Here is a 22,116-nt window from a genome sequence, read left to right as displayed (position 1 = left end):
GCTGGTGTCGCCGGCGGCAATCGAGCGCGGCCGTCAGGCCGGCTTCCACGACTATGTCGCCAAGTTCGACCGTCCCGGTCTGATCGCGGCGCTGAAGGAACAGACCGCGGGCGCCGCCGGCGCCTCCGAGCTGAGCCGGGCCGCGGCGTAACCAGAGCATGATCCGGAAAAGTGTGAAGCGGTTTTCCGACGAGATCATGCTCAAAACGAAAGAACCGGATCAGGAGATACGCTTATGGCCAACAAGATGCAGACCACCGAAGGCGCCATGGTCGAATACGTCACCGCGATGATCGGCGGCCAGCTGTTCGGCCTGCCGATCTCCCGCGTCCAGGACGTGTTCATGCCCGAGCGCGTCACCCGCGTGCCGCTGTCCTCGCGCGAGATCGCCGGCGTCCTCAACCTGCGCGGCCGCATCGTCACCGTGGTCGACATGCGCGCCCGTCTCGGCCTGCCCAGGCCCGAGGACGGCAAGGTGCCGATGGCGGTCGGTGTCGACCTGCGCGGCGAATCCTATGGCCTGCTGATCGACCAGATCGGCGAGGTGCTGCGCCTGCCCGAGGACGGCAAGGAAGAGAACCCCGTCAACCTCGACCCCCGCATGGCCAAGCTCGCCGGCGGCGTCCACCGTCTCGACGGCCAGCTCATGGTCGTCCTCGACGTCGATCGCGTCCTCGAGCTCGCGCCCGAGATGATGGCGGCCTGATACGGCGGCATCGCCGCCGATGGACTTGCAATTGGAAGTGTCCCCGAAAAAGGGGGCAGGAAGCAGAGGTTCACATGCGAACTTGTCTCGTCGTTGATGATTCCAGCGTCATCCGCAAGGTTGCGCGCCGGATCCTGGAGGGCCTCGACTTCCAGATCCTCGAAGCCGAGGACGGTGAGAAGGCGCTGGAGGCCTGCAAGCGCGGCTTGCCCGACGCGGTGCTGCTCGACTGGAACATGCCCGTGATGGACGGCTACGAGTTTCTCGGCCATCTCAGGCGCATGCCCGGCGGCGACCAGCCCAAGGTGGTGTTCTGCACCACCGAGAACGACGTTGCGCACATCGCACGCGCGCTTCACGCCGGCGCCAACGAGTACATCATGAAGCCCTTCGACAAGGACATCGTGACGGCGAAGTTCCAGGAAGTCGGCTTGATCTGAGCGACGTCCGGAGGCTGAACGGCTCCTTCGGCGTTTGTTTTCAACTGAACCGTTTCAGTCTGAGTTGGTGAGTAATGAGTGTTGCGTTCGCAGGTAATTCGACCACGGGTTCGTCGCGCGAAGCGGGGCCGCTGCGGGTGATGATCGTCGATGACTCCGTCGTCATCCGCGGTCTGATCTCGCGCTGGGTCGGCGCCGAGCACGACATGGAGGTCGCAGCCTCGCTGCGTACCGGGCTCGAGGCGGTCAACCAGCTCGAACGCATCAATCCCGATGTTGCCGTGCTTGACATCGAAATGCCCGAGCTCGACGGCATCTCGGCGCTGCCGCAATTGCTGGCGAAGAAGCGCGATCTCGTCATCATCATGGCCTCGACGCTGACGCGCCGCAACGCGGAAGTCAGCTTCAAGGCGCTGTCGCTCGGCGCGGCCGACTACATTCCGAAGCCCGAATCGACGCGCGAGGCGTCGGCCGCGGACACCTTCCATCACGACCTGATCCAGAAGATCCGTCACCTCGGTGCACGGCTGCGCCGCAAGCCCGCAGTTGCGAGCCCGCCGCTGGCGCCCGCGAGCCCAAGCTCGACTGCAATCCCCGCGCCGGCTGCACGTGCACCGGTTGTCGCGCGGCCCGCCGCGCTTGCGCCGTCGTCGGGGGCGCTGTCCACGCGTCCGTTCTCGACCCAGGCACCCAAGGTGCTGCTGATCGGCTCCTCGACCGGCGGACCGCAGGCGCTGATGGCCCTCGTCACCGAGCTCGGCCCGGTCATCGACCGCTTCCCGGTGCTGATCACCCAGCACATGCCGCCGACCTTCACCACCATTCTTGCCGAGCATCTGGCGCGTTCGAGCCGCCGGCCGGCGGCCGAGGCGGTCGATGGCGAGCCGGTGAAGCCGGGACGGATCTACCTCGCGCCCGGCGGCAAGCACATGCGCGTCGTGCGCAGCGGTGCGGACGTCGCGATCGCGCTCGACGACGGCCCCGCCGTCAATTTCTGCAAGCCCGCGGTCGATCCGCTCTTCACCTCCGCCATCGACATCTGGCACGGCGCCGTTCTCTCCGTGATCCTGACGGGCATGGGCTCGGACGGCATGCGCGGCGGCAAGGACATCGTTGCCGCCGGTGGCAGCGTGATCGCACAGGATGAAGCCTCCAGCGTCGTCTGGGGCATGCCGGGCGCGGCCGCCCATGCCGGCATCTGCGCGGCGATCCTGCCGCTCAACCAGATCGGCGCCAAGGTCAACCGCCTGTTCGCGGGAGACCGCTCGTGACGCCGGTTGACTACGAGTATCTGCGCAAATTCCTGAAAGAGCGCTCCGGCCTCGATCTCTCCGCCGACAAGCAGTACCTGGTCGAGAGTCGGCTGCTGCCGCTTGCCCGCAAGGCGAGTCTATCAGGCATCCCCGATCTCGTGCTGAAGATCAGGAACGGCGACGGCCGGCTTGCGACCGACGTGGTCGAAGCGATGACCACCAACGAGACCTTCTTCTACCGTGACAAGATCCCGTTCGATCATCTGCGCGAGACCATCCTGCCGGGCCTGATCCAGGCGCGTGCGGCGCGCAAATCGCTGCGCATCTGGTCGGCGGCGTCGTCGACGGGGCAGGAGCCCTATTCGATCGCGATGTGCCTGAAGGAGATGGGCGCGGCCCTGGCCGGCTGGCGCACCGAGATCGTCGCCACCGACCTGTCGCAGGAGGTGCTGGAGAAATCCAGGGCCGGCGTCTACAGCCAGTTCGAGGTGCAGCGCGGCCTGCCGATCCAGCACCTGATGAAGTACTTCACGCAAGTCGGCGAGCTCTGGCAGCTCAATGCCGACATTCGCGCGATGGTGCAGTTCCGCCAGCTCAATCTGTTGCAGGACTTCTCCCATCTCGGCACGTTCGACGTGATCTTCTGCCGCAACGTGCTGATCTATTTCGACCAGGACACCAAGGCGGTGATCTTCGAGCGCATGGCGAAGGGATTGGAAGCCGACGGCACGCTGCTGCTTGGCGCTGCCGAATCCGTCGTCGGCATCACCGACGCTTTCCGTCCCGTCACCGAGCGCCGCGGTCTCTATCAGCTCAACCCGGCGCGCTCCGGCCGCCCCATGGGCGGATTGACGCCGCAGCCGCTGAGGGTCGCCGCGGCGAGGTGAGGTGCTTCTCACCCTCTCCCCTTGTGGGAGAGGGTGGCTTCGCGATAGCGAAGCCGGGTGAGGGGTCTCTATCCTCACGAACGGTCTTGCGAGTGGAGAGAACCCCTCATCTGGCGCTTCGCGCCACCTTCTCCCACAAGGGGAGAAGGAAGAAAGTCACCCCTCACAAGATCGCATGCGGCAGAAACCGCGAGCCGTTGCCGGTGATCGCACTCTCGTCTTCGCGGATCGACAGGCCGCAGGGTTCGTGGTTCACCAGCCAGCTTCCGATCACCGGATAGAAGCCCGAGAAGTTCGGCAGTGGCGAGAGGGCCTGCCGCACGAAGCCTTCTGCACCGTAAGGACCTGCTTGCTCGTCGAGCGGCATTCCGCCGGACACCAGCGTGACATTGGCGCCTTCGCGCGACAGCAGCGGCTTGCGCACATAGGAGCTGCCGAGCTCGGCGGCGCGCGGATCGTCCTCGAAGAAGGCGGGCAGCAGATTGGGATGGTTCGGAAACATCTCCCAGAGCAGCGGCAGGATGCCCTTGTTGGAGAGCACCGCCTTCCATGGCGGCTCGATCCAGCGGGTCGGCGCGCCGTCAAGCTTTGCGCCGAAGGCGTCGTGAAACATCCATTCCCAGGGATAGAGCTTGAAGGCGAGTGCGATGTCGCTGTTATCGAGATCGACGAAGCCGCCGGCCTCGTCGCGCCAGCCGATCGCTTCGATGTCGAGCAGCGTGGTCGATAGCCCCGCCTGGCGCGCGGTGTCCTCGAGATAGGCCAGCGTGCCCGCGTCCTCCTCGTTGCCGGTGGTACCGGTGAGATGGACATGGCGGCCTGCGGCAATCTCCTTCCAGGCTTCGATCAGCCGCTCGTGGATGGAGTTGAACTGGTCGGCGCGCACCGGGATGATGCGGCGTTCGATCGCCTGCTCGAGCCAGGTCCATTGGAATACGGCGGCCTCGAAGATCGAGGTCGGCGTGTCCGCGTTGTATTCGAGCAATTTCGCCGGACCATGGCCGTCGAATTTCAGATCGAGCCGGCCGTACAGGCTGCGGTCGTCGCGCTGCCAGCTCGCTCTGATCAAGTCCCAGAACGCCTGCGGGATCTTCAAGCGCTGCAGATGGCGCTCGTCGCCGATGACGCGGCCGGCAAGCTCCAGGCACATCGCGTCGATCTCGCCGGTCGGCGTCTCGATGCCGCGCTCGATCTCGTCGAGGGTGAAGGCGTAATAGGCGCGCTCGTCCCAATAGCGCTCGCCGCCGTTGGTGTGGAAGACGAAGCCGCATTGCGCCGCGGTCTCTCGCCAGTCGGCGCGCTCGAGGCAGGTGATGCGCCGCATGGATCAGCCCCCGCCCGAGAAGCCATGGCCAAACGAGCCGAAGCCGCCGCGGCTCACGCTGCTGTGGCCGGAATCGGACGACGTTCCCGAGGAGGAATGGCTGGTGGAATCGCTGCTGAAGAAACTCGATCGCGACGATGAGCCCGAGCCGCCGCTGCCGCCCGAGGAACTGCTTCTGCTGCTGCACGCGGTGCTCGTCTGCACCGCTGGATCCGTCCCGGGAGGAGAGGGCTCGCAAGTCTGCCGCGGCATCAGCGTGTAGGCGGTGGTGCCGACCGCGAGCGTGCCCATCACCAGGAGGGCGACATGGCCGGAGCGCTTCGCCGGCGCCCGCGGTGTCGGCTGCGCCGGCCGGCGCTTGCCGAACTCCTTGGAGGGTTTGTCGGCCATGTCAGTAGATCATGCAGGCGGCGTTGAGGAGACCGGCTGCGAGCGAGGACAGCCCGAGCCAGATCGCCGGGGCAAGCTCGCCTTCGGCAATCCGCGTCGACAGGTTCGGCACCGGGACCTTCACGAGAAAGAACACGATGACCTGGACGATCAGGGCGATCACCGCCCAGATCAGGCAGTCCAGCACGTTGGCCGAATGCGCGATGGCGCTGACCAGCGGTGCCACGAAGCCGAGCAGGCTGAGGCCGAGCGAGATCGCCGCGGCCGGCTCGTTGTCGCGGATGAGCTGGAACTCGTTGTACGGGGTGATGCGGGTGTAGACGAACAGATACGCCACGATCGCGATCAGCCCGGTGCAGAAATAGACCAGGAAGGCGGGCAGGCCGGCGAGTGATTGCAGGATCATCGTTCCCCCATCGTGCAGCGACCATTCGTCGGCGGGGGAAGGATAGCGGTTCAACGGCAGGAGGGCGATGAGGCCGCCTTCGCGTCCCCCAAAAAACAAAACCCCGCCATTTGCGGCGGGGTCCAGGCTGGGAGGAGCAAGCCCCGAAGGGCCCGCGACGTAAACGTAAGGATCAGGCGGGAATGCGCTCTTCGTGCTCGTGCGGCTCGCGCAGCACGTAGCCGCGGCCCCACACGGTCTCGATGAAGTTGCGGCCTTCGGAGGCGTTGGCGAGCTTCTTGCGGAGCTTGCAGATGAAGACGTCGATGATCTTCAGCTCGGGCTCGTCCATGCCGCCATAGAGGTGGTTGAGGAACATTTCCTTGGTGAGGGTCGTGCCCTTGCGGAGCGAGAGAAGCTCCAGCATCTGGTATTCTTTACCGGTCAGATGCACGCGCTGGCCGCCGACTTCGACCGTCTTGGTGTCGAGGTTGACGACGAGGTCGCCGGTCTGGATGACCGACTGGGCATGGCCCTTGGAGCGGCGCACGATCGCGTGGATGCGGGCCACCAGCTCGTCCTTGTGGAAGGGCTTGGTCATGTAGTCGTCGGCGCCGACGCCGAGACCCTTGACCTTGTCCTCGATGCCGGCGAGGCCGGAGAGGATCAGAATCGGGGTCTTGATCTTGGAGACCCGGAGTTGCTTGAGCACGTCGTAGCCGGACATGTCAGGCAGGTTGAGGTCGAGAAGGATAATGTCGTAATCGTATAATTTACCGAGATCGACGCCTTCTTCCCCCAAATCGGTCGTGTAGACGTTGAAGCTCTCAGACTTCAGCATCAGCTCGATCGACTGCGCGACGGCGCTGTCATCTTCAATCAGCAAAACGCGCATGCCAGTTCCCCATAGTCGCCGCTCCTGGGCGTCAGGTCGGCCGCATTCGCGGCACTCAACAAAACGCCTTTGAACAACTGATTCGGATCCTGACAACAGATGGTTAACAAATCCTGATTCTGGAACGCAAGTCCCCCCGGTGCAATTTTTGTCGAATCGCCCTAAGGTCTTGCGTAAGAAGCAGCTTTCGTTATCCGGCTCCGTTCAAGTTCCACTTTAAGAGACGGGCCTAACCGACTCCCGCGACTCAGCCTTCTTCTGAAGGGGAGTCACGCTCAGTCACAAAGACAGTGACGCAATGATTAACGATGCGGGTAAACACGAAGTTAAGCGCCGTTCAGAAATATGGCGAAACTTAAGAGTTTCCCCGTGAAGGCCCGGGATCACGAAGACGACCACCTCATGAAGGCCCTCCTATGAAGGCTCGCCCCCGATGAAGGCCCACCGATGAAGGCTCTGGCCGAACAGATCGGCGATATCGACGGCATCAATATCTATGGCCGTGTGGTCGGTGTGCGCGGCCTGATGGTCGAAGTGGCCGGCCCGATCCATGCGATGTCGGTCGGCGCGCGGCTCGTGATCGAGACCGGCGCCAACCGTTCCATCCCCTGCGAGGTGATCGGCTTCTCCGGCAACAATGCTGTCGTGATGCCGTTCGCCGGCCTCGACGGCGTGCGGCGCGGCTGCAAGGCGGTCATCGCCAATGCCGCCAATCAGGTGCGGCCGTCGTCGGCCTGGCTCGGCCGTGTCGTCAACGCGCTGGGCGAGCCGATCGACGGCAAGGGGCCGTTGCCGCAGGGGGCCTCGCCGATGCCGTTCCGCAATACGCCGCCGCCGGCGCATTCGCGCAAGCGCGTCGGGGCGCCGCTCGATCTCGGCGTGCGCGCGATGAACACGTTTCTCACCTGCTGCCGCGGCCAGCGCATGGGCATCTTCGCAGGTTCCGGCGTCGGCAAATCGGTGCTGCTGTCGATGCTGGCGCGCAACGTGGACGCCGCCGTCAGCGTCATCGGGCTGATCGGCGAACGCGGCCGCGAGGTTCAGGAATTCTTGCAGGACGATCTCGGCGAGGAGGGCCTGGCGCGCTCCGTCGTGGTGGTCGCAACCTCCGACGAGCCGGCGCTGATGCGTCGCCAGGCGGCCTATCTGACACTCGCGGTCGCCGAGTATTTTCGCGACGAGGATCAGGACGTGCTCTGCCTGATGGACTCGGTGACGCGCTTCGCCATGGCCCAGCGCGAGATCGGTCTGTCCGCCGGCGAGCCGCCGACCGCCAAGGGCTATACGCCGACCGTGTTCACCGAGCTGCCGAAGCTGCTCGAGCGTGCCGGGCCGGGCCTGGGCGAGGGCGCGATCACCGCGATCTTCACGGTGCTGGTCGACGGCGACGACCACAACGAGCCGATCGCCGACGCCGTCCGCGGCATCCTCGACGGCCACATCGTGATGCAGCGCTCGATCGCCGAGCGCGGCCGCTACCCCGCCATCAACATCCTCAAATCCGTCTCCCGCACCATGCCGAAATCGGCCGATCCGCAGTTCTGGCCGACCATCCAGAAGGCGCGGGCGGTGATGGCGACCTATGCCGACATGGAGGAACTGATCCGGCTGGGCGCCTACCGGGCCGGCTCCAGCCCCGAGGTCGACGAGGCGATCCGCCTGCACGAGCCCCTGGAAGCCTTCCTGCGCCAGCGCAAGGACGAAAATGCCTCGTTGGCGGACGGCTATCGCGAGTTGGCGCAAATCCTCGGTAATTTGGAAACGGAACGCTAACTTTGTCAGTTCATCATCCGCTCTCACAGAGTAGCAGAGCCGGTCTTGGCCCCGATTGGGCCAGTGGGGAGACCGGTGTTGTCCCACGTGCAGCCAGGGGACTTCTGGGGAGTACGAGTCGATGAAGTCACGTGATACCCTCATCCGCCTGAAGAAGTTTCAGGTCGACGAGAAGCGCCGCCGGGTCACCCAGATCGAGACCATGATCGCCGACTTCCAGCGGATGTCGGTCGATCTCGAACGCGAGATCCAGACCGAGCAGGAGCGTGCCGGGATCAACGATCCCTCGCACTTCGCCTATCCGACCTATGCCAAGGCCGCGATCCAGCGCCGTGAGAACCTGACCCGCTCGGCCGACGAGCTCAAGGGCCAGCTCGACGAAGCCAAGGCCGCGCTGGCCGAGGCCTTCGAGGAGCTGAAGAAGGTCGAGCTCCTCGACGAGCGCGACCAGGCCCGCGAACGCGCCGAGGAAAACGCCCGCGAGCAGGCCGACCTCGACAGCATCGGCCTGATGCGGGCCCGTATCGGCGCCGTCGCCTGAGGCGCTAGCAGTAAGAACCGCCGAAAATTCGCAGAACCCGGACCCGCAAGGTCCGGGTTTTCGTATGTGCTGTCCACAGCGTGGCGCCACGCCCCTTGGTGGTCGGCTTTGCTGCGCGCTATGGTAGTGCAAGTGCCGGGCCTGCGCGGAACGCGCCCGAGCCTACGCGTTGGGGGGCTGAATGCTGACGCCAGCAGAGCTGGTCGGGCTGATTGAGGCGGTGGCGAAGGGCGATCAGGCCGCGTTCGAGCGCCTTTACGTCGCCACGCGCGCGAAACTCTATGGCGTCGTGCTTCGTATCTTGCGTCGGCAGGATATCGCAGAGGAAGTCATTCAGGAGACCTACGTCAAGATCTGGAACAACGCCGGCCAGTTCAATCCGGCCCTGTCGTCGCCGATCACGTGGATGGCGTCGATCGCGCGCAACCGTGCGATCGATATCGTGCGCAAGAAGTCGGAAGTCTCCATCGAGGAAGAGCCTCAGGCGATGGAGGTCGCAGCCGACAGTCCCGATCCGCTGGCGCGCCGGGAGATGACCGAGGAGCTGAAGCGGCTCCTGGAATGTATCGGCCGGCTCGAGCCGGACCGTCAGAGGCTCGTGCTTCTCGCCTATTACAACGGCTGGAGCCGCGAGCAATTGGCGGAGAAATTCGCCGCGCCCGTCAACACGGTGAAGACGTGGCTGCGGCGCAGCATGTTGGATATCCGCGAGTGCCTCGGATTATGAGAGTTTATACTGTGAGGGTGGTTCTGGACTGCAAGTGATGGCCTACACGGAGGACCATATCGCGCTCGCCGCGGAATATGCGCTCGGCACCCTCGACGCCGACGAGCGCGCGCAGGTCGAGATCATGATGGCGGTGGACAAGGCGTTCGCCGACATCGTGCAGGCCTGGGCCTACCGGCTGGGCGTCCTCAACCAGATGGTCGGCACGATCGAGCCGCGTCCGATCGTGTGGGAGAACATCAGGTCCGAGCTCGCGCGGACGGGCTTTGCGCAGGAGCCGCCCGCGCTGTCCGAAGCCTCGCCGCCGCCACCACCTGTACCGGAGACGTCCTCGTTCGACCCTGTCACGCCGGAAATTTCATCGGAGCGCACGGAGCAACCGGTGCCGCAGCTTTCCGAAGACGCACAGCCCGAAACCGCGCGACCGCCGTCCGATGCGCTTCCCGACGTCGCGCCGATCTTCATGCCGCAGGTCCATGCGCCCGATCCGGACGTCTCGCGCGCGCCGCCGGCGCCGGTCGTGGACAACACCAATGTGATCCGGCTCGAGCGCCGCGTGAAGCGCTGGCGCTCGATCGCATCCGCCGTCGGCGCGCTTGCGGCGGCGCTGCTGGTGACGCTGTCGCTTCAGATCTTCCTGCCCGATGCGCTGCCGGGCGGCTTGCGCCCTGCACCGCGCATCCAGACGGTTGAAGTGAAGACACCGGCGCCGCTCGCGGCGTCTTCGCAATATGTCGCGCTGTTGCAGGGCCCGGCCGGCGGCCCGGCCTTCATCCTTACCATCGACGGTGCGACGCGGAATTTCACCGTGCGCAAGGTCGGCGCGACGCCGGAGCCCGGCAAGAGCTTCGAGCTCTGGCTGATCTCCGACAAGCTGCCGCGCCCGCGCTCGCTCGGCGTGATCGGCGGCGGCGACTTTACCGCGCGTCCGCTGCTGGCCTCCTACGATGCCGACGTCGTCAACGGCGCGACCTACGCCGTCACCGTCGAGCAGGCCGGCGGCTCGCCCAGCGGCCAGCCGACCTCGGCGCCGGTCTTTACCGGCAAGCTGATCGAGACCGTGCCGCCGTCCCAGCCGCAAGCGCCCGCGAAGAAGTAGGTGTCGTAGCTATCGTAGCCCGGATGAGCGAAGCGACATCCGGGACGACTGGTTCCCGCATGTCGCTGCGCTCATGCGGGCTACGAGCGCGTGCAACTGCGAGCGCGTGCAACTGGGCAAGCATGTCGCCCCGGTCCATCCCGCCGTCGCATTCCGACAATCCCGGCCAAATCCAGCCCCGATTTGAACCTCTCCGCAATTGGCGGCGTCAAATGCCCGGAATTTGCAGTCGGCGCCGCCAATCATGGTGCCGGAGAGGGGCGAGAAATCAAATGGATGCAGCGAGAACGCCGGGCATCTTCGTTCACCAATATGCGGGCCTGCCGCAAGGCGCGGCCTTCGAGCATTGGCGCGATCGGGCCTTCGGGGCCTGCGGTCTCGACATCGGGCCGAGCCATGGCGACAGCATCGATTGCCGGCTCCAGATCAGCGTGGTCGACAACATCGCGCTGGCCATTCCCGAAGGCGCTTCCGCGCAATATTCACGTAACCAGAGCCACCTTGCCGACGGCAGCGACGATCTCGTCCTGATCGCGGCACATGCGGGCCTCGTCCGCGTCGGGCAGAACGGCCACACCGTCGAGCTCGCGCCGGCGCAGATGGTGCTCGTCGACATGGGCGTCACCGGCACCGTCGGCCACACCGACGAAGATCGCTTCACCACCATCCGCATGCCGCGCCGCGCGCTGCTCGACATCAATCCGCGCGCCGAGGAGAAGCTGTCGCAGGTGCTCTGCGACGGTGCGGTCGCCGAAACCATCTTGCGCTACCATGCGCTCGCCGCCAATCACGGCCCGCATCTCGACGCCGTCGGCCAGCGTCTGTCCGCGCAGCACATGGTCGATCTCGTCGGCCTCCTGCTCGGGACCGATGCCGAGCATGCAAGCCTCGCGCGCGGCCGCGGCCAGGCGGCGGCCCGTCTCGAACTCATGCGCGCCGACGTGATGGCCGCGCTCGGCCGCAACGATCTCTGCCTGTCGGAAGTTGCGACGCGCTCGGGCCTGAGCCCGCGCCAGGCGCAGCGCCTGTTCGAGCAGGCCGGCACGACCTTCACCGAATTCGTGCTGGAGCAGCGCCTGTTGCTGGCGCGCAAGCTGCTCGGCGATCCCCGCGCGAGGGCGCGCAAGATCAGCGACATCGCGCATTCCTCGGGCTTCTCGGACCTGTCCTATTTCAACCGCGCCTTCCGCAAGCGCTTTGGTGCGACGCCGTCGGAACTGCGCGAGGCGTGAGCCGGGATTTTGTGCAGCGGCGCGCGCCGGCACAGTTGGTCGGCAGGGGTTCTTGAGCTATACCTGCCTGCGCGGGCAGACCGCAGGATTCCGTTGGAAAGTACAGTAGGCGGACATGGCGCGTATCGTCGTGCTCGGCGCCGGGTTTGCAGGCCTGTGGGCGGCCATCGGTGCTGCACGCAAGCGCGACGAGGTCGGCGCTGCCGGCCGCGACATCGAGATCCGCATCGTCGACCGCAATCCCTACCACAACATCCGGGTACGCAACTACGAGCTCGACCTCGGCGAGGTCGCGCTTCCGCTTGGGCAATTGCTCGATCCGATCGGCGTCACTCACGGCATCGGCGAGGTCGAAGCCATCGATCCGGCACGGCACGAGATCTCGCTGGTCACGAGCGACGGCGAGGAGACCTTGGGCTACGACCGGCTGGTGCTCGCGCTCGGCAGCGAGGTGATGCGCCCAGACATTCCGGGCCTTGCCGACCACGCCTTCGACGTCGACACCTACATTGCGGCCCTGCGCTTGGAGGATCATCTCGTCTCGCTCGGGCGCAGCGTGCCGTCGCCGGGGCGTTCGACGGTCGTTGTGGTCGGCGCCGGCTTTACCGGCATCGAGGTCGCGGCCGAGATGCCGGACCGGCTGGCGCGTGCCGGGATCACCGGCAGCCGCCGCATCATCCTGGTCGATCCCAATCCGACGGTCGGCGCCACCATCGGCGCGCATGCGCGTCCCGTCATCGAGACGGCATTATCGTCGCTCGACATCGAGACGCGCCTTGGCGCGCGTGTCGCATCGGTCGAGGCGGCCGGAGTGCACCTGAGCTCGGGCGAATTCATCGCGGCCCAGACGGTGATCTGGTGCGCTGGGCTACGTGCGAGCCGGCTGGCCACGAGCTTTACGGGCGCGCGCGATCGCCTCGGGCGCCTTCTGGTCGATCCGTTCATGCGGGTTGCTGATCTGCGTGGCGTGTTCGCGGCCGGCGACGTCGCCTCCAGCGTGGTCGACGGACTGCATCCGACCGTGATGTCCTGCCAGTTCGCCCGCCCCATGGGCCGCTTCGCCGGCCACAATGTCGTGGCCGATCTCCTGCGCCTGCCGATGCTGCCGCTGCGGATCGACTGGTACGTCACCGTGCTCGATCTCGGCAACTGGGGCGCGCTCTATACGGAGGGGTGGGACCGCGAGGTCCGCGCCACCGGCGCGGCCGCGAAGGCGACGAAGCAGACCATCAACCGCAAGCGCATCTATCCGCCGCTCAACGGGAGCAAGGAGGAGCTGTTCGCCGCTGCCACGCCGACCGTGCAGGCGCCGCCGCCGACGTATGGGGCACCGCGTCGTTGAGCCGGACCATGCGTCCGTCGGCCAAACGTCGGCAAATGACCCGTTTCGGAAGTCACGCGCCCTTTACGAACGATCGCTTTCGTGTTGCCGAATAGTGTGGGTCGCAAAACATATGTTGCACTAATCCGCTACACGGCAGCGAGTCCACGGATAGGAAAGTGGCGAGCCCGACCGAACCGCAAAGCGCCGCCGTCGGGTCACGGCGTCCGCCCTCGAACCCGACGCTAGCCATCTGGCCCGCAAGGCGTCATTGTTTGCGCTGGCGAAATGCCAAGAGAACGCGAACACCGAAGATAAGCCCAATATAGTTGAGCACCAGCGGAGGCCAATGGAACTGCGCCTTCGGATTGGCGATGAAGGCAAATAAGTGATTGGTGCCAAGCAAAAAGAACAGGACGGTACAGCCCGTGACGACGGCGATGGCAAGCCGGGGTTCGCCGAGGCGCAACGTCAAAAACACGATGATGGCGGCGCCAACGTTCCAAAATGCAATTTCTCGTTGCCATCCCGGATTGCCGCCCCATACGGATATTTCTGCGCCGAGGAACTGAAAGGCGGTTTGCACAACAAACGATGAGCAAAAGGCCGCAAGGCAGATGATAAGAAAGATCCTGGTAGGTCGATCCATTGCGACTTTCTTTGTTGTTAAGGCGCGCGCTTCGGCAGCGGTGACTTCACGGATTTGCATGGAGTGCGGCCCATCGCCTAGGTTGCGGTATCCAATACGTCGCTGAGCGAGGCGCCGATCATACGTCCGGCGGCATTGGATAGCATTGTTGCCTGATCAGTCATTCGCGCCGACCTCCGTAAAAAGGAACCCCGCCGGCGTCTTGGTAAAGACGAAGATGAGCTCGCCGCAGAAGACGAAGTAATTGTCATTGTTCTCTTGATCGCGATCGTAGACGGCCTTGCCGCGCTGGATACACGCGCGATTTTTCGCCGTGAACGAGGTCGGATAGGTCTTGGCGCGAAATTGCGCGGCGTCGCGAATTGCGTTGTCGTTCATGAACGGCAATCGTGTCATACCGGCGACGGCGGCGGAATCGTTTGTCCTCAGCGCCGTGCGAAACTTCTCGATGAAGCCATCGAATTCCTTCTGCAAGGCAGGAGAAGCGACGGCTTTCTTCGGCGCCTGGGCGACGGCTGGAGCAAGGTTCACGAAAGCGGTTGCGAGCATAATTCTCAGCAAAAATTTCAAGGCTCGGCTCCGTCCATCGACCAATCAAGGTCTTCCGACCGATCCAAATCCATGGTGTTCTGTTGCGTCAAGGACTTTTCTGGCTCGCCGGCGCAGCGTTAACCCCGCCCAGGCGTGGACCAACAGCATTTGCCGGAGCATGCGCTGGCATGTTTTGCCGCGCTCGCTTATGGCCCATAGCTGACCTTACAGTGCAGTTCGCTGACAGTCAGCTTTGATTCCAGTTGCAGAAATTTGACATTGAGGCGGCTGATCGAGACCTGTTCGGCGGGTGGGCCCAGCCACAAGCCCTTGCGTTGCCTGACGGGCAAAACACCCAGTCTATCGGTCAATCCGCGCCGGCAAAAATATTCCACTTTACCGAAATTCGGAAACGGCGTATCGGTCGCGCAACCCGGCCCAAGGAAGAGGGGCGTATCGCGATCGTCACGAACGCGGGCCAGGCGGCGGTGGACGTGGATTACATCGGCGCGAAGGGTTTTGCAGGGCGGGCGACCGTGAGCAAAAACGTCGCGCGCACGACCGGTGCGATCTGCGTACGGCAAAATCGTGTGGTCCTGGCGCCCGGGGTCTGTGCGTCAAGTCTTGCGGTGATGTTGCGGCCCAACCGGGCCCGCGCATCAGTCATCTGCACGGCGACGGGGGCAATAGTGCATCGCTCCCCGGGGAGAGCGCGACATAAGCCGTAAGCCCACTGCGCAGGGAAGGCCGGATGTCCTGGCTACACCTGTATGCCGCTGTGCAGATTCTTGTTGCCACCTTTCGCACAGTGGACCGTGGGTGCCCGGCCGGCACCCGGTCTTCCCTGCGCCCTCTTTCAATCGAGGGTGAGGCGACCAGGCATAGCTCGGGCGAGATGAGCCGCGAGAGCGCGAAGGTGTGCCTAACGTTTCAGAAGTCCAATGTTGCAGCGAGCGCTTGCCAATCTCCGTCACCCTGAGGTGGCCGCTTCTTCAGCGGCCCTCGAAGGGCGACGGCCCAGCTACGTCTAGGCCGTTCATCCTTCGAGGCTCGCGACGCAGTGCAGGTGCACTGCGCCACTCGCACCTCCAGCGACAACCGCTTCGCGGTTGCGCGGGGATGACGGAATGGACACCGCCGACACGGAAGCTTCTGGATTGCTTCGCTGCGCTCGCAATGACGGGGATGATGCAATTGTGCGCTCACAGCGCGTCCGGGAGACGAGAGGGGAGAACGACGCGACATACCCCAGACATGAGAAAGCGCCCGTGGGGGGCGGGCGCTTTCTGTAGTCGACTTGGGGTTGGGGTCGTCTACATATCCACGTGGCGACTTTGGGGGGCTGGTAAAGAGCCGCGTGAATTCATAAAACTCGTCAGATCTCCTTAGCGAACGAGGGATGCGTTCGAGCTGGTGATAGCTACCGGCTTGCCGGCCTTGATGACGCGAGCCGTCTGGGTCAGACCTTCATCCGAACCCGTGCGTGCCGTGATGCCGAAGCCTGCCACCGCGATCCCTGCGACGAGGGCTACGACCACGATCTTCAGGTGGGTCGAGCGATCTGCGCTGTAAATCGAGTGGTTCATGGAAGGCTCCTGCCGCCATCTACCCGAAGTAGTCGCTACCCTGTTCGGGCAGGTTCATGCTTCCGGTGCCCAACAACCTAGTATTGGGGGGATTCGTTCCCAAGGGGCGGTCACAAGAGCGTGAAAGGACGTGAAAGATCGCGATCAAAAGCGTCCTTCGATCGTGCAATTCTGTAATTATTTCAAAGTCGTAATGTGCCTTTGAGGCGTCTTGTCCGCATTTGGTCGACAAGGCGCCAGGAACCCAAAAACCATTTGCCTGTGGCCGAAAAACACACGGCTTCTTAAGGCAAATCAGATGCTTCCGACCGTTTTCAGCCTCGCCCTGGGGTGGATTTCAGCCTGCGACAGCACCGTCGTCTGGGCCCGGAACCGCTCGACGAGGGAGCGGACGAAGGGACGAATTGCCGCAGACGTGACCAGCACCGGCGCCTCGCCTTCGCGCGCGGCGCGCTCGAACGCCTCGCGCACGCCGGTCATGAATTCCGACAGCTTCGAGGGCTGCATCGCGAGGCTGCGTTCCTCGCCCTGGCCGATGATGGATTCGGCGAAGGCCTGCTCCCAGCGCGCCGACAGCGCGATCAGCGGCAGATAGCCGTTGTAGGAGGTGTTCTGTGCGCAGATCTGACGCGCCAGGCGGGCACGGACGTGCTCGACCATGGTGGCGGGATTGCGCGAGAAGGCGAGCGAGTCGGCGATGCCCTCGAGGATGGTGGAGAGATCTCGGATCGAGATGCGCTCGGCGAGCAGCAGCTGCAGCACGCGCTGGATTCCGGAGACCGTGACCTGTCCGGGGACGATGTCCTTGACCAGCTCGCTCTGCTCCTTCGGCAGCTCCTTGAGCAGCTTCTGCACCTCGCCATAGGAGAGCAGGTCCGACATGTTGGCCTTGAGCAGCTCGGTGAGGTGGGTCGAGAGCACGGTCGCGGCGTCGACCACGGTGTAGCCCTTGAGCGAAGCCTCTTCCTTGAGGCTGGCATCGACCCAGGTCGCGGGCAGGCCGAAGGTCGGCTCGGTGGTGTGGATGCCGGGCACCTGAACCTGGCTGCCGCCGGGGTCCATGACCATGAACTGGTTCGGCCAGATCTTGCCGGTGCCGGCGTCGACCTCCTTGATCTTGATGATGTAGGTGTTGGCTTCGAGCTGGACGTTGTCGAGGATGCGCACCGCCGGCATGACAAAGCCCATCTCGATCGCGAGCGAGCGGCGCAGCGCCTTGATCTGCTCGGTGAGGCGGTCGGTGCCATCGGGGCCGTTGACGAGCGGCAGCAGCGCATAGCCGAGCTCGATCTTGAGGTCGTCGATCTTCAGCGCCGCCGAGATCGGCTCTTCGGTCGCAGCCGTGCCCGGCGCACCGGGTTGACCTGCCGCGGGCGCGGCCTTGGCAGCTTCGTCAGCCTTGGCGGTGGCGCGGTTGCGGTTGCGCGCGGTCCAGGCCAGCGCGCCGGCGCCGGCGCCGAGCGCGAGGAAGGGGATGGTCGGAATGCCCGGCAGCGCCGCCAGCACCAGCATGACGGCCGAGGACATCGCCAGCGCCTGCGGATAGCCGGAGAACTGCTTCATCAGCGCCTTGTCGGCGGCGCCGGAGACGCCGGCCTTGGAGACGAGCAGGCCGGCCGCGGTCGAGACGATCAGCGCCGGCACCTGGGTGACGAGGCCGTCACCGACTGTCAGCAGCGTGTAGCTGCGCCCGGCGTCGGCGAAGGACAGGCCCTGCTGCGCCACGCCGATGATCATGCCGCCGACGACGTTGATGAAGACGATCAGAAGGCCGGCGATGGCATCGCCGCGGACGAATTTCGAGGCACCGTCCATGGCGCCGAAGAAGCCGCTCTCGTCCTCCAGCGCCTTGCGGCGCTCCTTGGCGACCTTCTCGTCGATCAGGCCGGCGGAGAGATCGGCGTCGATCGCCATCTGCTTGCCGGGCATGGCGTCGAGGTGGAAGCGCGCGGCGACTTCGGCGATGCGGCCCGAACCTTTGGTGATGACGACGAAGTTGACGATGATCAGGATCGCGAAAACGATGATGCCGATGACGAAATTGCCGCCCATCACGAAGCTGCCGAAGGCTTCGATGACGTGACCGGCGGCATCGGTGCCCTCGTGTCCGTGCGACAGGATCAGGCGGGTCGAGGCCATGTTGAGCGACAGCCGCAGCATGGTCGAGATCAGCAGGATGGTCGGGAAGGCGGAGAATTCCAGCGGAGCCTGGATGAACAGCGACGTCATCAGGATCAGGATCGAGAGCGTGATCGAGATCGCCAGGAACAGGTCCAGCACGATCGCCGGCAGCGGCAGGATCAAGACCACCAGGATAGTGAGGATGCCGAGCGCGAGCGCGATGTCGCCGCGCTTGAGGATGTTGACGATCTCGGCAACGGTGGGGACGCCGGCGTTTGTGCTCCCTACGCCCTGTCCCGCGGTGACGTCGACCATGGTAGCTGCCTCCCCGCGCGACTGCCGGCCGCGCGCCCCAAACGTCTGCGCGGCGGCCGAAGGGCCGCCGTTCCGAAAGTGAGGCACAGCACTGGCGTCCACGGGGGACCTCCCGTTTTACGCGGCTGACGACACTCGACTTCACCCGGCAATTCTTGCCGGGTGTATGGTTAGCAAAGGGTTAACGAGGGGTGCGGCAAGAGTGCGGGGGCGTGTTTCGGGCCTCCAGGGGTGTCATTCCGGGGCGCCCGGAGGGCGAACCCGGAATCCATCGTGCTGCAGGTGTCGTGGGGAAATGGATTCCGGGCTCGCGCCAAGAGGCGCGCCCCGGAATGACGGCGTGGGAGGGCGCCGCCTACTTCGCCTTCTCCATCCTGGTCACCGTGTACCCGGCGGCCGCCTCCTCGGCTTCGAAGGTGACCTTGTCGCCGACCTTCACCTGCTTGAGCAAAGCGGGGTCCTTGACGCGGTAGACCATGGTCATGGGCTCGTCCATGCCGAGGCTCTTGGCCGGCCCGTGCTTGAGCGTGATCTTGCCGGCGCTCTCATCGATCTTCTTGACCTCGCCGCTGATCGAGGCGCCCTGCGCCGCGGCGGCACCGAAGGTCAGGCCCAGCGTCAGCGCGAGCGCTGTGGTGAAGCGGTTGATCGGTTTCATGGTTTTCTCCTTTGTTTCACTTCACGGTGACGTGGCCGACCATGCCGTAGTCGCGATGGTCCGGGATCAGGCAGGAAAATTCGAACGTGCCGGCCTTGCTGAACTTCCAGAGGATCTCGGCCGTCTTGCTCGGGGCGAGCCGGACCCCGTTCGGGTCGTCGTGCTCCATGTGCGGGTGCTTCTTCATCACCTCGGCGTGCGCGAGGTTCTCCTTGGTGGTGGCGAGCAGGAATTCGTGGTCTTCCTTGCCGGTATTGCGCAGCACGAAGCGGATCTGTTCGCCGCGTTCGACCGTGATGTTCGATGGCTCGTAGGACATCTCGCTCATCGCGATCTCGATGATACGTGCGGGCTTCTTGGGATCACCGGGCTCGCCGGCCGAAAAGGTCCCGTGCCCGTGCTGGTCGTGGGCGAAAGCCGGCGCGGTCGACAGCGCGGCCAGCGCGAGGGCGAGCTTGATAGTCTTCTTCATTGCAGTCTCCAGTTGGTGGTTCATCGAAACGCTCACATCTTCATGTTCTTCATCGGCGCGGCGCCCGGCTTTTGCCGCGCCGGTTCCGTGGCCGGCGGCGTGACCTCGTAGGCGACCGTGCCTTGCGGGAATTTGTAGGGGCCGGGATCGCGGTAATCGTCGCGCGCGAGGTCCTCGCGGATCTTCATCACCGTGAACATGCCGCCCATCTCGATCGGACCGAACTGGCCGGTGCCGGTCATCATCGGCAGCGTGTTGTCGGGCGCGGGCATCTCCATGTTGCCCATCGCCATGCCGGTCGAGCCCATCGCCATGCTGTCAGGCGCGAGCTTGCCGACGGCCTTGGCGAGGTCCTTGCGCGACACGCCGATCAAATTGCGCACCTCGTGCCCCATCGCGTTCATGGTGTGGTGCGATTTGTGGCAGTGGAACGCCCAGTCGCCGGGATTGTCGGCGAGCACGTCGAACACGCGCACCGCGCCCACGGGGACGTCGGTGGTCGTCTCCGGATATTGCGCGCTCTCCGGAACCCAGCCGCCATCGGTGCAGGTCACCGCAAAGCTGTGGCCGTGCAGATGGATCGGATGGTTGGTCATGCTGAGATTGCCGATGCGCACGCGCACCTTGTCGCCGAGCCGCACCGGCAAGGGATCGATGCCGGGAAACACCCGCGAATTCCAGGTCCACATGTTGAAGTCGGTCATCTCGTTGACCTGCGGCAGATAGGTACCGGGATCGACCCGATAGGTGCTCATCACGAAGACGAAGTCGCGGTCGACGGGGCGGAAGCTTTGATCGCGCGGATGCACGACGACCATGCCCATCATGCCCATCGCCATCTGCACCATCTCGTCGGAATGCGGGTGGTACATGAAGGTCCCGCTCTTCTTCATCTCGAACTCGTAGACGAAGGTCTTGCCGGGCTCGATGTGCGGCTGATTCAGTCCGCCGACGCCGTCCATGCCGCTGGGGATGATCATGCCGTGCCAGTGCACGGTGGTGTATTCGGGCAGTTTGTTGGTGACGAAGATGCGGACCTTGTCGCCCTCGACCGCCTCGATGGTCGGCCCCGGCGACTGGCCGTTATAGCCCCACAGGTTCACCTTCATGCCTTCGGCGAACTCGCGCACCACGGGCTCGGCGACGAGGTGGAATTCCTTCCAGTCGCCGTTCATGCGGAACGGCAGCGACCAGCCGTTCAGCGTGACCACGGGGCGATAGTCGGGGCCGCTGGTCGGATGCAGCGGCGGCTGCATCACCACCTTGTCCATATGAGGTGCTTCCGGAATCGACGCGGCCTGGACGCGGCCGCTGATGGCCGACGCGCTGGCAAGCGCCGCTGTGCCCAAAAATCCTCGGCGGGAATACATGCTGGCCTCCGTCTCAGTGGCCGCCATCGGCAGGTGCTGCCGCGGCGATGGTGGTTGAATTTTCGCCGCCGGCCGCAGGGGCGCCGCCGCCGTTGATGGCGGTCTGCAGGTCGGACTGGGCGAGGAAGAAGTTTTGCCTGGCGTCGATGGCGCCGCGCAGTGATGCTAGGCGCTGCCGCGCTTCGGTCAGCAGCGCAAAGATGTCGACCTGCATGCTGGAGAAGCGAAGCTGCATCTCCTCGGTGATGATCTTGCGCAGCGGCAGGATCTCGCGCTGAAAGTGACTGGCGATATCGTAAGTCGACCGGTAGGCGCGATAGGCGTCGCGCGCCTCGGAGCGAACATTCACGGCACGCTCGGTCAGGCGGTTGAAGGCGAGATTGTAGGTCTCCGCCGCCTGCCGCATGCGCACCTCGCCGCCGTCGAAGATTGGAATCTGGAACTGCACGTCAAAACCGCGTTCGCGGAACGGCGGGCCCTCCGGATCCTGCGTGCGGCGGGAGATGCCGGCGAGATCGAGCAGCGTCACGAAGCGCGTCGCCTCGGTGAGATTCAACGACTTCGCCAGCGCCGTCAGCTCCAGCCGCGCGATCTGCAGGTCGATGCGATGGGCGACCGCGTCGACTTCGATCGAAGGCAGTGCCTGCGGCCGGCGCGGCAGCGGCGGCAACTGGTTGGGCAGGCGGAAATCGAGGCCGTCGTCCCACAGCCCCATCAGCCGCGCCAGCCTTTCGCGTGCGCTGGTTGCCGACTGCCGCGCGGTTGCGAGGTCGGCGGTGGTTTCGGCGTAGAACACCTGTTCGCGGGCCTGGTCGAGCTTGTTGATCGAGCCGGTCTCGCCGAGCTTGACCGCAAGCTGTGCGGTCGATTCCGCCGTCGCCTTCGCGTCCGTCAGCAGCACCACCATCTCGTTGCCGGCGACTGCGCGGAGATAAGCGCGCCGCACGTCCGCGGCGAGCCGCAGCGTCGCCAGCGCCGCACGCAATTGAGCCTGGCGGAAGCGGTCGCGGGCGATCTCGGAGCGGAACGGCAGGGTCGCCAGCGCCAGGATGTCGCCGACCACCTGGCGCTCGATCTCGCTGGCGCCATTGCCCGCGATCCGCGAGACCGAGAACACGGGATTGGGCGGCAGACTCTGCTCCACCAGTTCGGTCTCGGCCAGCGCCAGCTCGTTATAGGCGCCTTGGAGCCCCTTGTTGTTGAGCAGCGCGATCTGGACGGCGGTCTCTGCGCTCAGCGTCCGCGAGAGCAGCCGGCGAACGCGCGCGTCGACAACGTCGGCTCCCTCGGCCGACCGCACGAAGGCGACGTCCTTGTTGATGGTCTGGCTGGTCAGGTCTGAAACCGCCGTCATGCCGCCGTCGGGCGAGAATGCGGCGCAGCCGGAAACGCCGAGCGCAATGAGCACGAGCAGGCCCCGCGCAAAATGGTGTGTCATGGC

General features: G+C 64.9%; 23 protein-coding genes. 11 read left to right on the top strand and 12 right to left on the bottom strand.

The window, feature by feature from the left end; genetic code table 11:
• The first annotated feature begins 235 nt into the window (after positions 1–235).
• From A3M7_RS0143625 to A3M7_RS0143610, 4 genes are all read left to right on the top strand, one after another.
• A complete protein-coding gene (locus A3M7_RS0143625) occupies positions 236–706 on the top strand; it encodes a chemotaxis protein CheW (RefSeq protein ID WP_027549547.1) in 471 nt (156 codons plus the stop codon).
• Positions 707–780: 74 nt separating this feature from the next.
• Positions 781–1,146: a PleD family two-component system response regulator gene (locus tag A3M7_RS0143620; protein ID WP_007600538.1), complete on the top strand. Its 366-nt coding sequence runs from the start codon at positions 781–783 to the stop codon at positions 1,144–1,146.
• A 74-nt stretch (positions 1,147–1,220) separates the two neighbouring features.
• Positions 1,221–2,417: a chemotaxis response regulator protein-glutamate methylesterase gene (locus tag A3M7_RS0143615; RefSeq protein WP_027549546.1), complete on the top strand. Its 1,197-nt coding sequence runs from the start codon at positions 1,221–1,223 to the stop codon at positions 2,415–2,417.
• Entirely contained in the window at positions 2,414–3,286 is an 873-nt protein-coding gene (locus tag A3M7_RS0143610; RefSeq protein WP_027549545.1) for a protein-glutamate O-methyltransferase CheR, read from the top strand. Before A3M7_RS0143615 ends, A3M7_RS0143610 begins: the two co-directional genes overlap by 4 nt.
• Before the next feature lie 163 nt (positions 3,287–3,449).
• On the opposite strand, the gene A3M7_RS0143605 is transcribed toward A3M7_RS0143610, so the two are convergent.
• The 4 genes from A3M7_RS0143605 to ctrA form a co-directional block, all read right to left on the bottom strand.
• Positions 3,450–4,610, bottom strand: a complete 1,161-nt coding sequence (locus A3M7_RS0143605) for a glutathionylspermidine synthase family protein (RefSeq protein WP_027549544.1) — start codon at positions 4,608–4,610, stop codon at positions 3,450–3,452.
• Between the two features lie 3 nt (positions 4,611–4,613).
• Positions 4,614–5,000, bottom strand: a complete 387-nt coding sequence (locus A3M7_RS50995) for a hypothetical protein (RefSeq protein ID WP_084303055.1) — start codon at positions 4,998–5,000, stop codon at positions 4,614–4,616.
• A gap of 1 nt (position 5,001) precedes the next feature.
• On the bottom strand, positions 5,002–5,406 hold the full coding sequence (locus tag A3M7_RS0143595) for a DUF350 domain-containing protein (protein WP_027549542.1): 405 nt from the start codon (positions 5,404–5,406) through the stop codon (positions 5,002–5,004).
• A gap of 172 nt (positions 5,407–5,578) precedes the next feature.
• Positions 5,579–6,280: a response regulator transcription factor CtrA gene (gene ctrA / locus A3M7_RS0143590; protein WP_008138878.1), complete on the bottom strand. Its 702-nt coding sequence runs from the start codon at positions 6,278–6,280 to the stop codon at positions 5,579–5,581.
• 447 nt (positions 6,281–6,727) lie between these two features.
• Here ctrA and fliI point away from each other — a divergent pair, with 447 nt between their 5' ends.
• The 6 genes from fliI (at position 6,728) to A3M7_RS0143560 (ending at position 12,994) form a co-directional block, all read left to right on the top strand.
• Positions 6,728–8,053: a flagellar protein export ATPase FliI gene (gene fliI / locus A3M7_RS0143585; protein WP_027549541.1), complete on the top strand. Its 1,326-nt coding sequence runs from the start codon at positions 6,728–6,730 to the stop codon at positions 8,051–8,053.
• A gap of 121 nt (positions 8,054–8,174) precedes the next feature.
• Positions 8,175–8,594, top strand: coding sequence for a flagellar export protein FliJ (gene fliJ, locus A3M7_RS0143580; protein ID WP_011084990.1), 420 nt, complete (start codon positions 8,175–8,177; stop codon positions 8,592–8,594).
• A gap of 181 nt (positions 8,595–8,775) precedes the next feature.
• The gene (locus A3M7_RS0143575) at positions 8,776–9,321 is read left to right on the top strand and encodes a sigma-70 family RNA polymerase sigma factor (RefSeq protein WP_027549540.1); all 546 of its coding nucleotides are present in this window, start codon (positions 8,776–8,778) and stop codon (positions 9,319–9,321) included.
• Between the two features lie 37 nt (positions 9,322–9,358).
• Positions 9,359–10,420, top strand: a complete 1,062-nt coding sequence (locus A3M7_RS0143570; protein ID WP_027549539.1) for an anti-sigma factor domain-containing protein — start codon at positions 9,359–9,361, stop codon at positions 10,418–10,420.
• A 272-nt stretch (positions 10,421–10,692) separates the two neighbouring features.
• Positions 10,693–11,652 carry an AraC family transcriptional regulator gene (locus A3M7_RS0143565; RefSeq protein WP_027549538.1) on the top strand — a complete coding sequence of 320 codons (960 nt, stop codon included), beginning with the start codon at positions 10,693–10,695 and terminating at the stop codon, positions 11,650–11,652.
• Positions 11,653–11,767: 115 nt separating this feature from the next.
• Positions 11,768–12,994, top strand: a complete 1,227-nt coding sequence (locus A3M7_RS0143560) for an NAD(P)/FAD-dependent oxidoreductase (RefSeq protein ID WP_027549537.1) — start codon at positions 11,768–11,770, stop codon at positions 12,992–12,994.
• 247 nt (positions 12,995–13,241) lie between these two features.
• Here the strand turns inward: A3M7_RS0143560 and A3M7_RS0143555 are convergent, their stop codons facing one another.
• Together A3M7_RS0143555 and A3M7_RS0143550 are read right to left on the bottom strand one after the other, a co-directional pair.
• Complete coding sequence (locus A3M7_RS0143555; RefSeq protein WP_156937146.1) at positions 13,242–13,682, bottom strand: hypothetical protein; 441 nt, start codon at positions 13,680–13,682, stop codon at positions 13,242–13,244.
• Positions 13,683–13,778: 96 nt separating this feature from the next.
• Positions 13,779–14,216, bottom strand: coding sequence for a hypothetical protein (locus A3M7_RS0143550; RefSeq protein WP_245284473.1), 438 nt, complete (start codon positions 14,214–14,216; stop codon positions 13,779–13,781).
• 200 nt (positions 14,217–14,416) lie between these two features.
• Between A3M7_RS0143550 and A3M7_RS50990 the strand changes: the two genes are divergently transcribed.
• Positions 14,417–14,881 carry a hypothetical protein gene (locus tag A3M7_RS50990; RefSeq protein WP_156937145.1) on the top strand — a complete coding sequence of 155 codons (465 nt, stop codon included), beginning with the start codon at positions 14,417–14,419 and terminating at the stop codon, positions 14,879–14,881.
• A 657-nt stretch (positions 14,882–15,538) separates the two neighbouring features.
• Here the strand turns inward: A3M7_RS50990 and A3M7_RS0143540 are convergent.
• The 6 genes from A3M7_RS0143540 to A3M7_RS0143515 form a co-directional block, all read right to left on the bottom strand.
• Entirely contained in the window at positions 15,539–15,739 is a 201-nt protein-coding gene (locus A3M7_RS0143540; RefSeq protein WP_027549534.1) for a hypothetical protein, read from the bottom strand.
• A gap of 294 nt (positions 15,740–16,033) precedes the next feature.
• A complete protein-coding gene (gene flhA, locus A3M7_RS0143535) occupies positions 16,034–18,175 on the bottom strand; it encodes a flagellar biosynthesis protein FlhA (RefSeq protein WP_027549533.1) in 2,142 nt (713 codons plus the stop codon).
• A gap of 355 nt (positions 18,176–18,530) precedes the next feature.
• Positions 18,531–18,833 carry a copper-binding protein gene (locus A3M7_RS0143530; protein WP_027549532.1) on the bottom strand — a complete coding sequence of 101 codons (303 nt, stop codon included), beginning with the start codon at positions 18,831–18,833 and terminating at the stop codon, positions 18,531–18,533.
• 16 nt (positions 18,834–18,849) lie between these two features.
• Positions 18,850–19,305 (bottom strand): cupredoxin domain-containing protein, encoded by a 456-nt coding sequence (locus A3M7_RS0143525; protein ID WP_027549531.1) that lies wholly within the window; start codon positions 19,303–19,305, stop codon positions 18,850–18,852.
• A 32-nt stretch (positions 19,306–19,337) separates the two neighbouring features.
• On the bottom strand, positions 19,338–20,675 hold the full coding sequence (locus tag A3M7_RS0143520; protein WP_027549530.1) for a multicopper oxidase family protein: 1,338 nt from the start codon (positions 20,673–20,675) through the stop codon (positions 19,338–19,340).
• 13 nt (positions 20,676–20,688) lie between these two features.
• Complete coding sequence (locus tag A3M7_RS0143515) at positions 20,689–22,113, bottom strand: TolC family protein (RefSeq protein WP_027549529.1); 1,425 nt, start codon at positions 22,111–22,113, stop codon at positions 20,689–20,691.
• Positions 22,114–22,116: the final 3 nt, after the last annotated feature.

It is taken from the genome of Bradyrhizobium sp. WSM2254 (genome assembly GCF_000472645.1).
In the GTDB taxonomy this organism is placed as follows: Bacteria; Pseudomonadota; Alphaproteobacteria; order Rhizobiales; family Xanthobacteraceae; genus Bradyrhizobium; species Bradyrhizobium niftali.
The sequence above is the reverse complement of the archived record's forward strand: the minus strand, read 5'-3'. Positions and strand labels throughout refer to the sequence as shown.

Excerpts from the sequence above, each read along its gene's own strand:
- A3M7_RS0143575 (WP_027549540.1), top strand. The coding sequence starts at position 8,776 with ATGCTGACGCCAGCAGAGCTGGTCGGGCTGATTGAGGCGGTGGCGAAG.
- ctrA (WP_008138878.1), bottom strand. The coding sequence starts at position 6,280 with ATGCGCGTTTTGCTGATTGAAGATGACAGCGCCGTCGCGCAGTCGATC.
- A3M7_RS0143615 (WP_027549546.1), top strand. The coding sequence starts at position 1,221 with ATGAGTGTTGCGTTCGCAGGTAATTCGACCACGGGTTCGTCGCGCGAA.
- flhA (WP_027549533.1), bottom strand. The coding sequence starts at position 18,175 with ATGGTCGACGTCACCGCGGGACAGGGCGTAGGGAGCACAAACGCCGGC.
- A3M7_RS0143525 (WP_027549531.1), bottom strand. The coding sequence starts at position 19,305 with ATGAAGAAGACTATCAAGCTCGCCCTCGCGCTGGCCGCGCTGTCGACC.
- A3M7_RS0143555 (WP_156937146.1), bottom strand. The coding sequence starts at position 13,682 with ATGCAAATCCGTGAAGTCACCGCTGCCGAAGCGCGCGCCTTAACAACA.
- A3M7_RS0143625 (WP_027549547.1), top strand. The coding sequence starts at position 236 with ATGGCCAACAAGATGCAGACCACCGAAGGCGCCATGGTCGAATACGTC.
- A3M7_RS0143530 (WP_027549532.1), bottom strand. The coding sequence starts at position 18,833 with ATGAAACCGATCAACCGCTTCACCACAGCGCTCGCGCTGACGCTGGGC.
- A3M7_RS0143605 (WP_027549544.1), bottom strand. The coding sequence starts at position 4,610 with ATGCGGCGCATCACCTGCCTCGAGCGCGCCGACTGGCGAGAGACCGCG.
- A3M7_RS50995 (WP_084303055.1), bottom strand. The coding sequence starts at position 5,000 with ATGGCCGACAAACCCTCCAAGGAGTTCGGCAAGCGCCGGCCGGCGCAG.
- A3M7_RS0143570 (WP_027549539.1), top strand. The coding sequence starts at position 9,359 with ATGGCCTACACGGAGGACCATATCGCGCTCGCCGCGGAATATGCGCTC.
- A3M7_RS0143560 (WP_027549537.1), top strand. The coding sequence starts at position 11,768 with ATGGCGCGTATCGTCGTGCTCGGCGCCGGGTTTGCAGGCCTGTGGGCG.
- A3M7_RS0143540 (WP_027549534.1), bottom strand. The coding sequence starts at position 15,739 with ATGAACCACTCGATTTACAGCGCAGATCGCTCGACCCACCTGAAGATC.
- fliJ (WP_011084990.1), top strand. The coding sequence starts at position 8,175 with ATGAAGTCACGTGATACCCTCATCCGCCTGAAGAAGTTTCAGGTCGAC.
- A3M7_RS0143565 (WP_027549538.1), top strand. The coding sequence starts at position 10,693 with ATGGATGCAGCGAGAACGCCGGGCATCTTCGTTCACCAATATGCGGGC.
- A3M7_RS0143595 (WP_027549542.1), bottom strand. The coding sequence starts at position 5,406 with ATGATCCTGCAATCACTCGCCGGCCTGCCCGCCTTCCTGGTCTATTTC.
- fliI (WP_027549541.1), top strand. The coding sequence starts at position 6,728 with ATGAAGGCTCTGGCCGAACAGATCGGCGATATCGACGGCATCAATATC.
- A3M7_RS0143520 (WP_027549530.1), bottom strand. The coding sequence starts at position 20,675 with ATGTATTCCCGCCGAGGATTTTTGGGCACAGCGGCGCTTGCCAGCGCG.
- A3M7_RS0143620 (WP_007600538.1), top strand. The coding sequence starts at position 781 with ATGCGAACTTGTCTCGTCGTTGATGATTCCAGCGTCATCCGCAAGGTT.
- A3M7_RS0143515 (WP_027549529.1), bottom strand. The coding sequence starts at position 22,113 with ATGACACACCATTTTGCGCGGGGCCTGCTCGTGCTCATTGCGCTCGGC.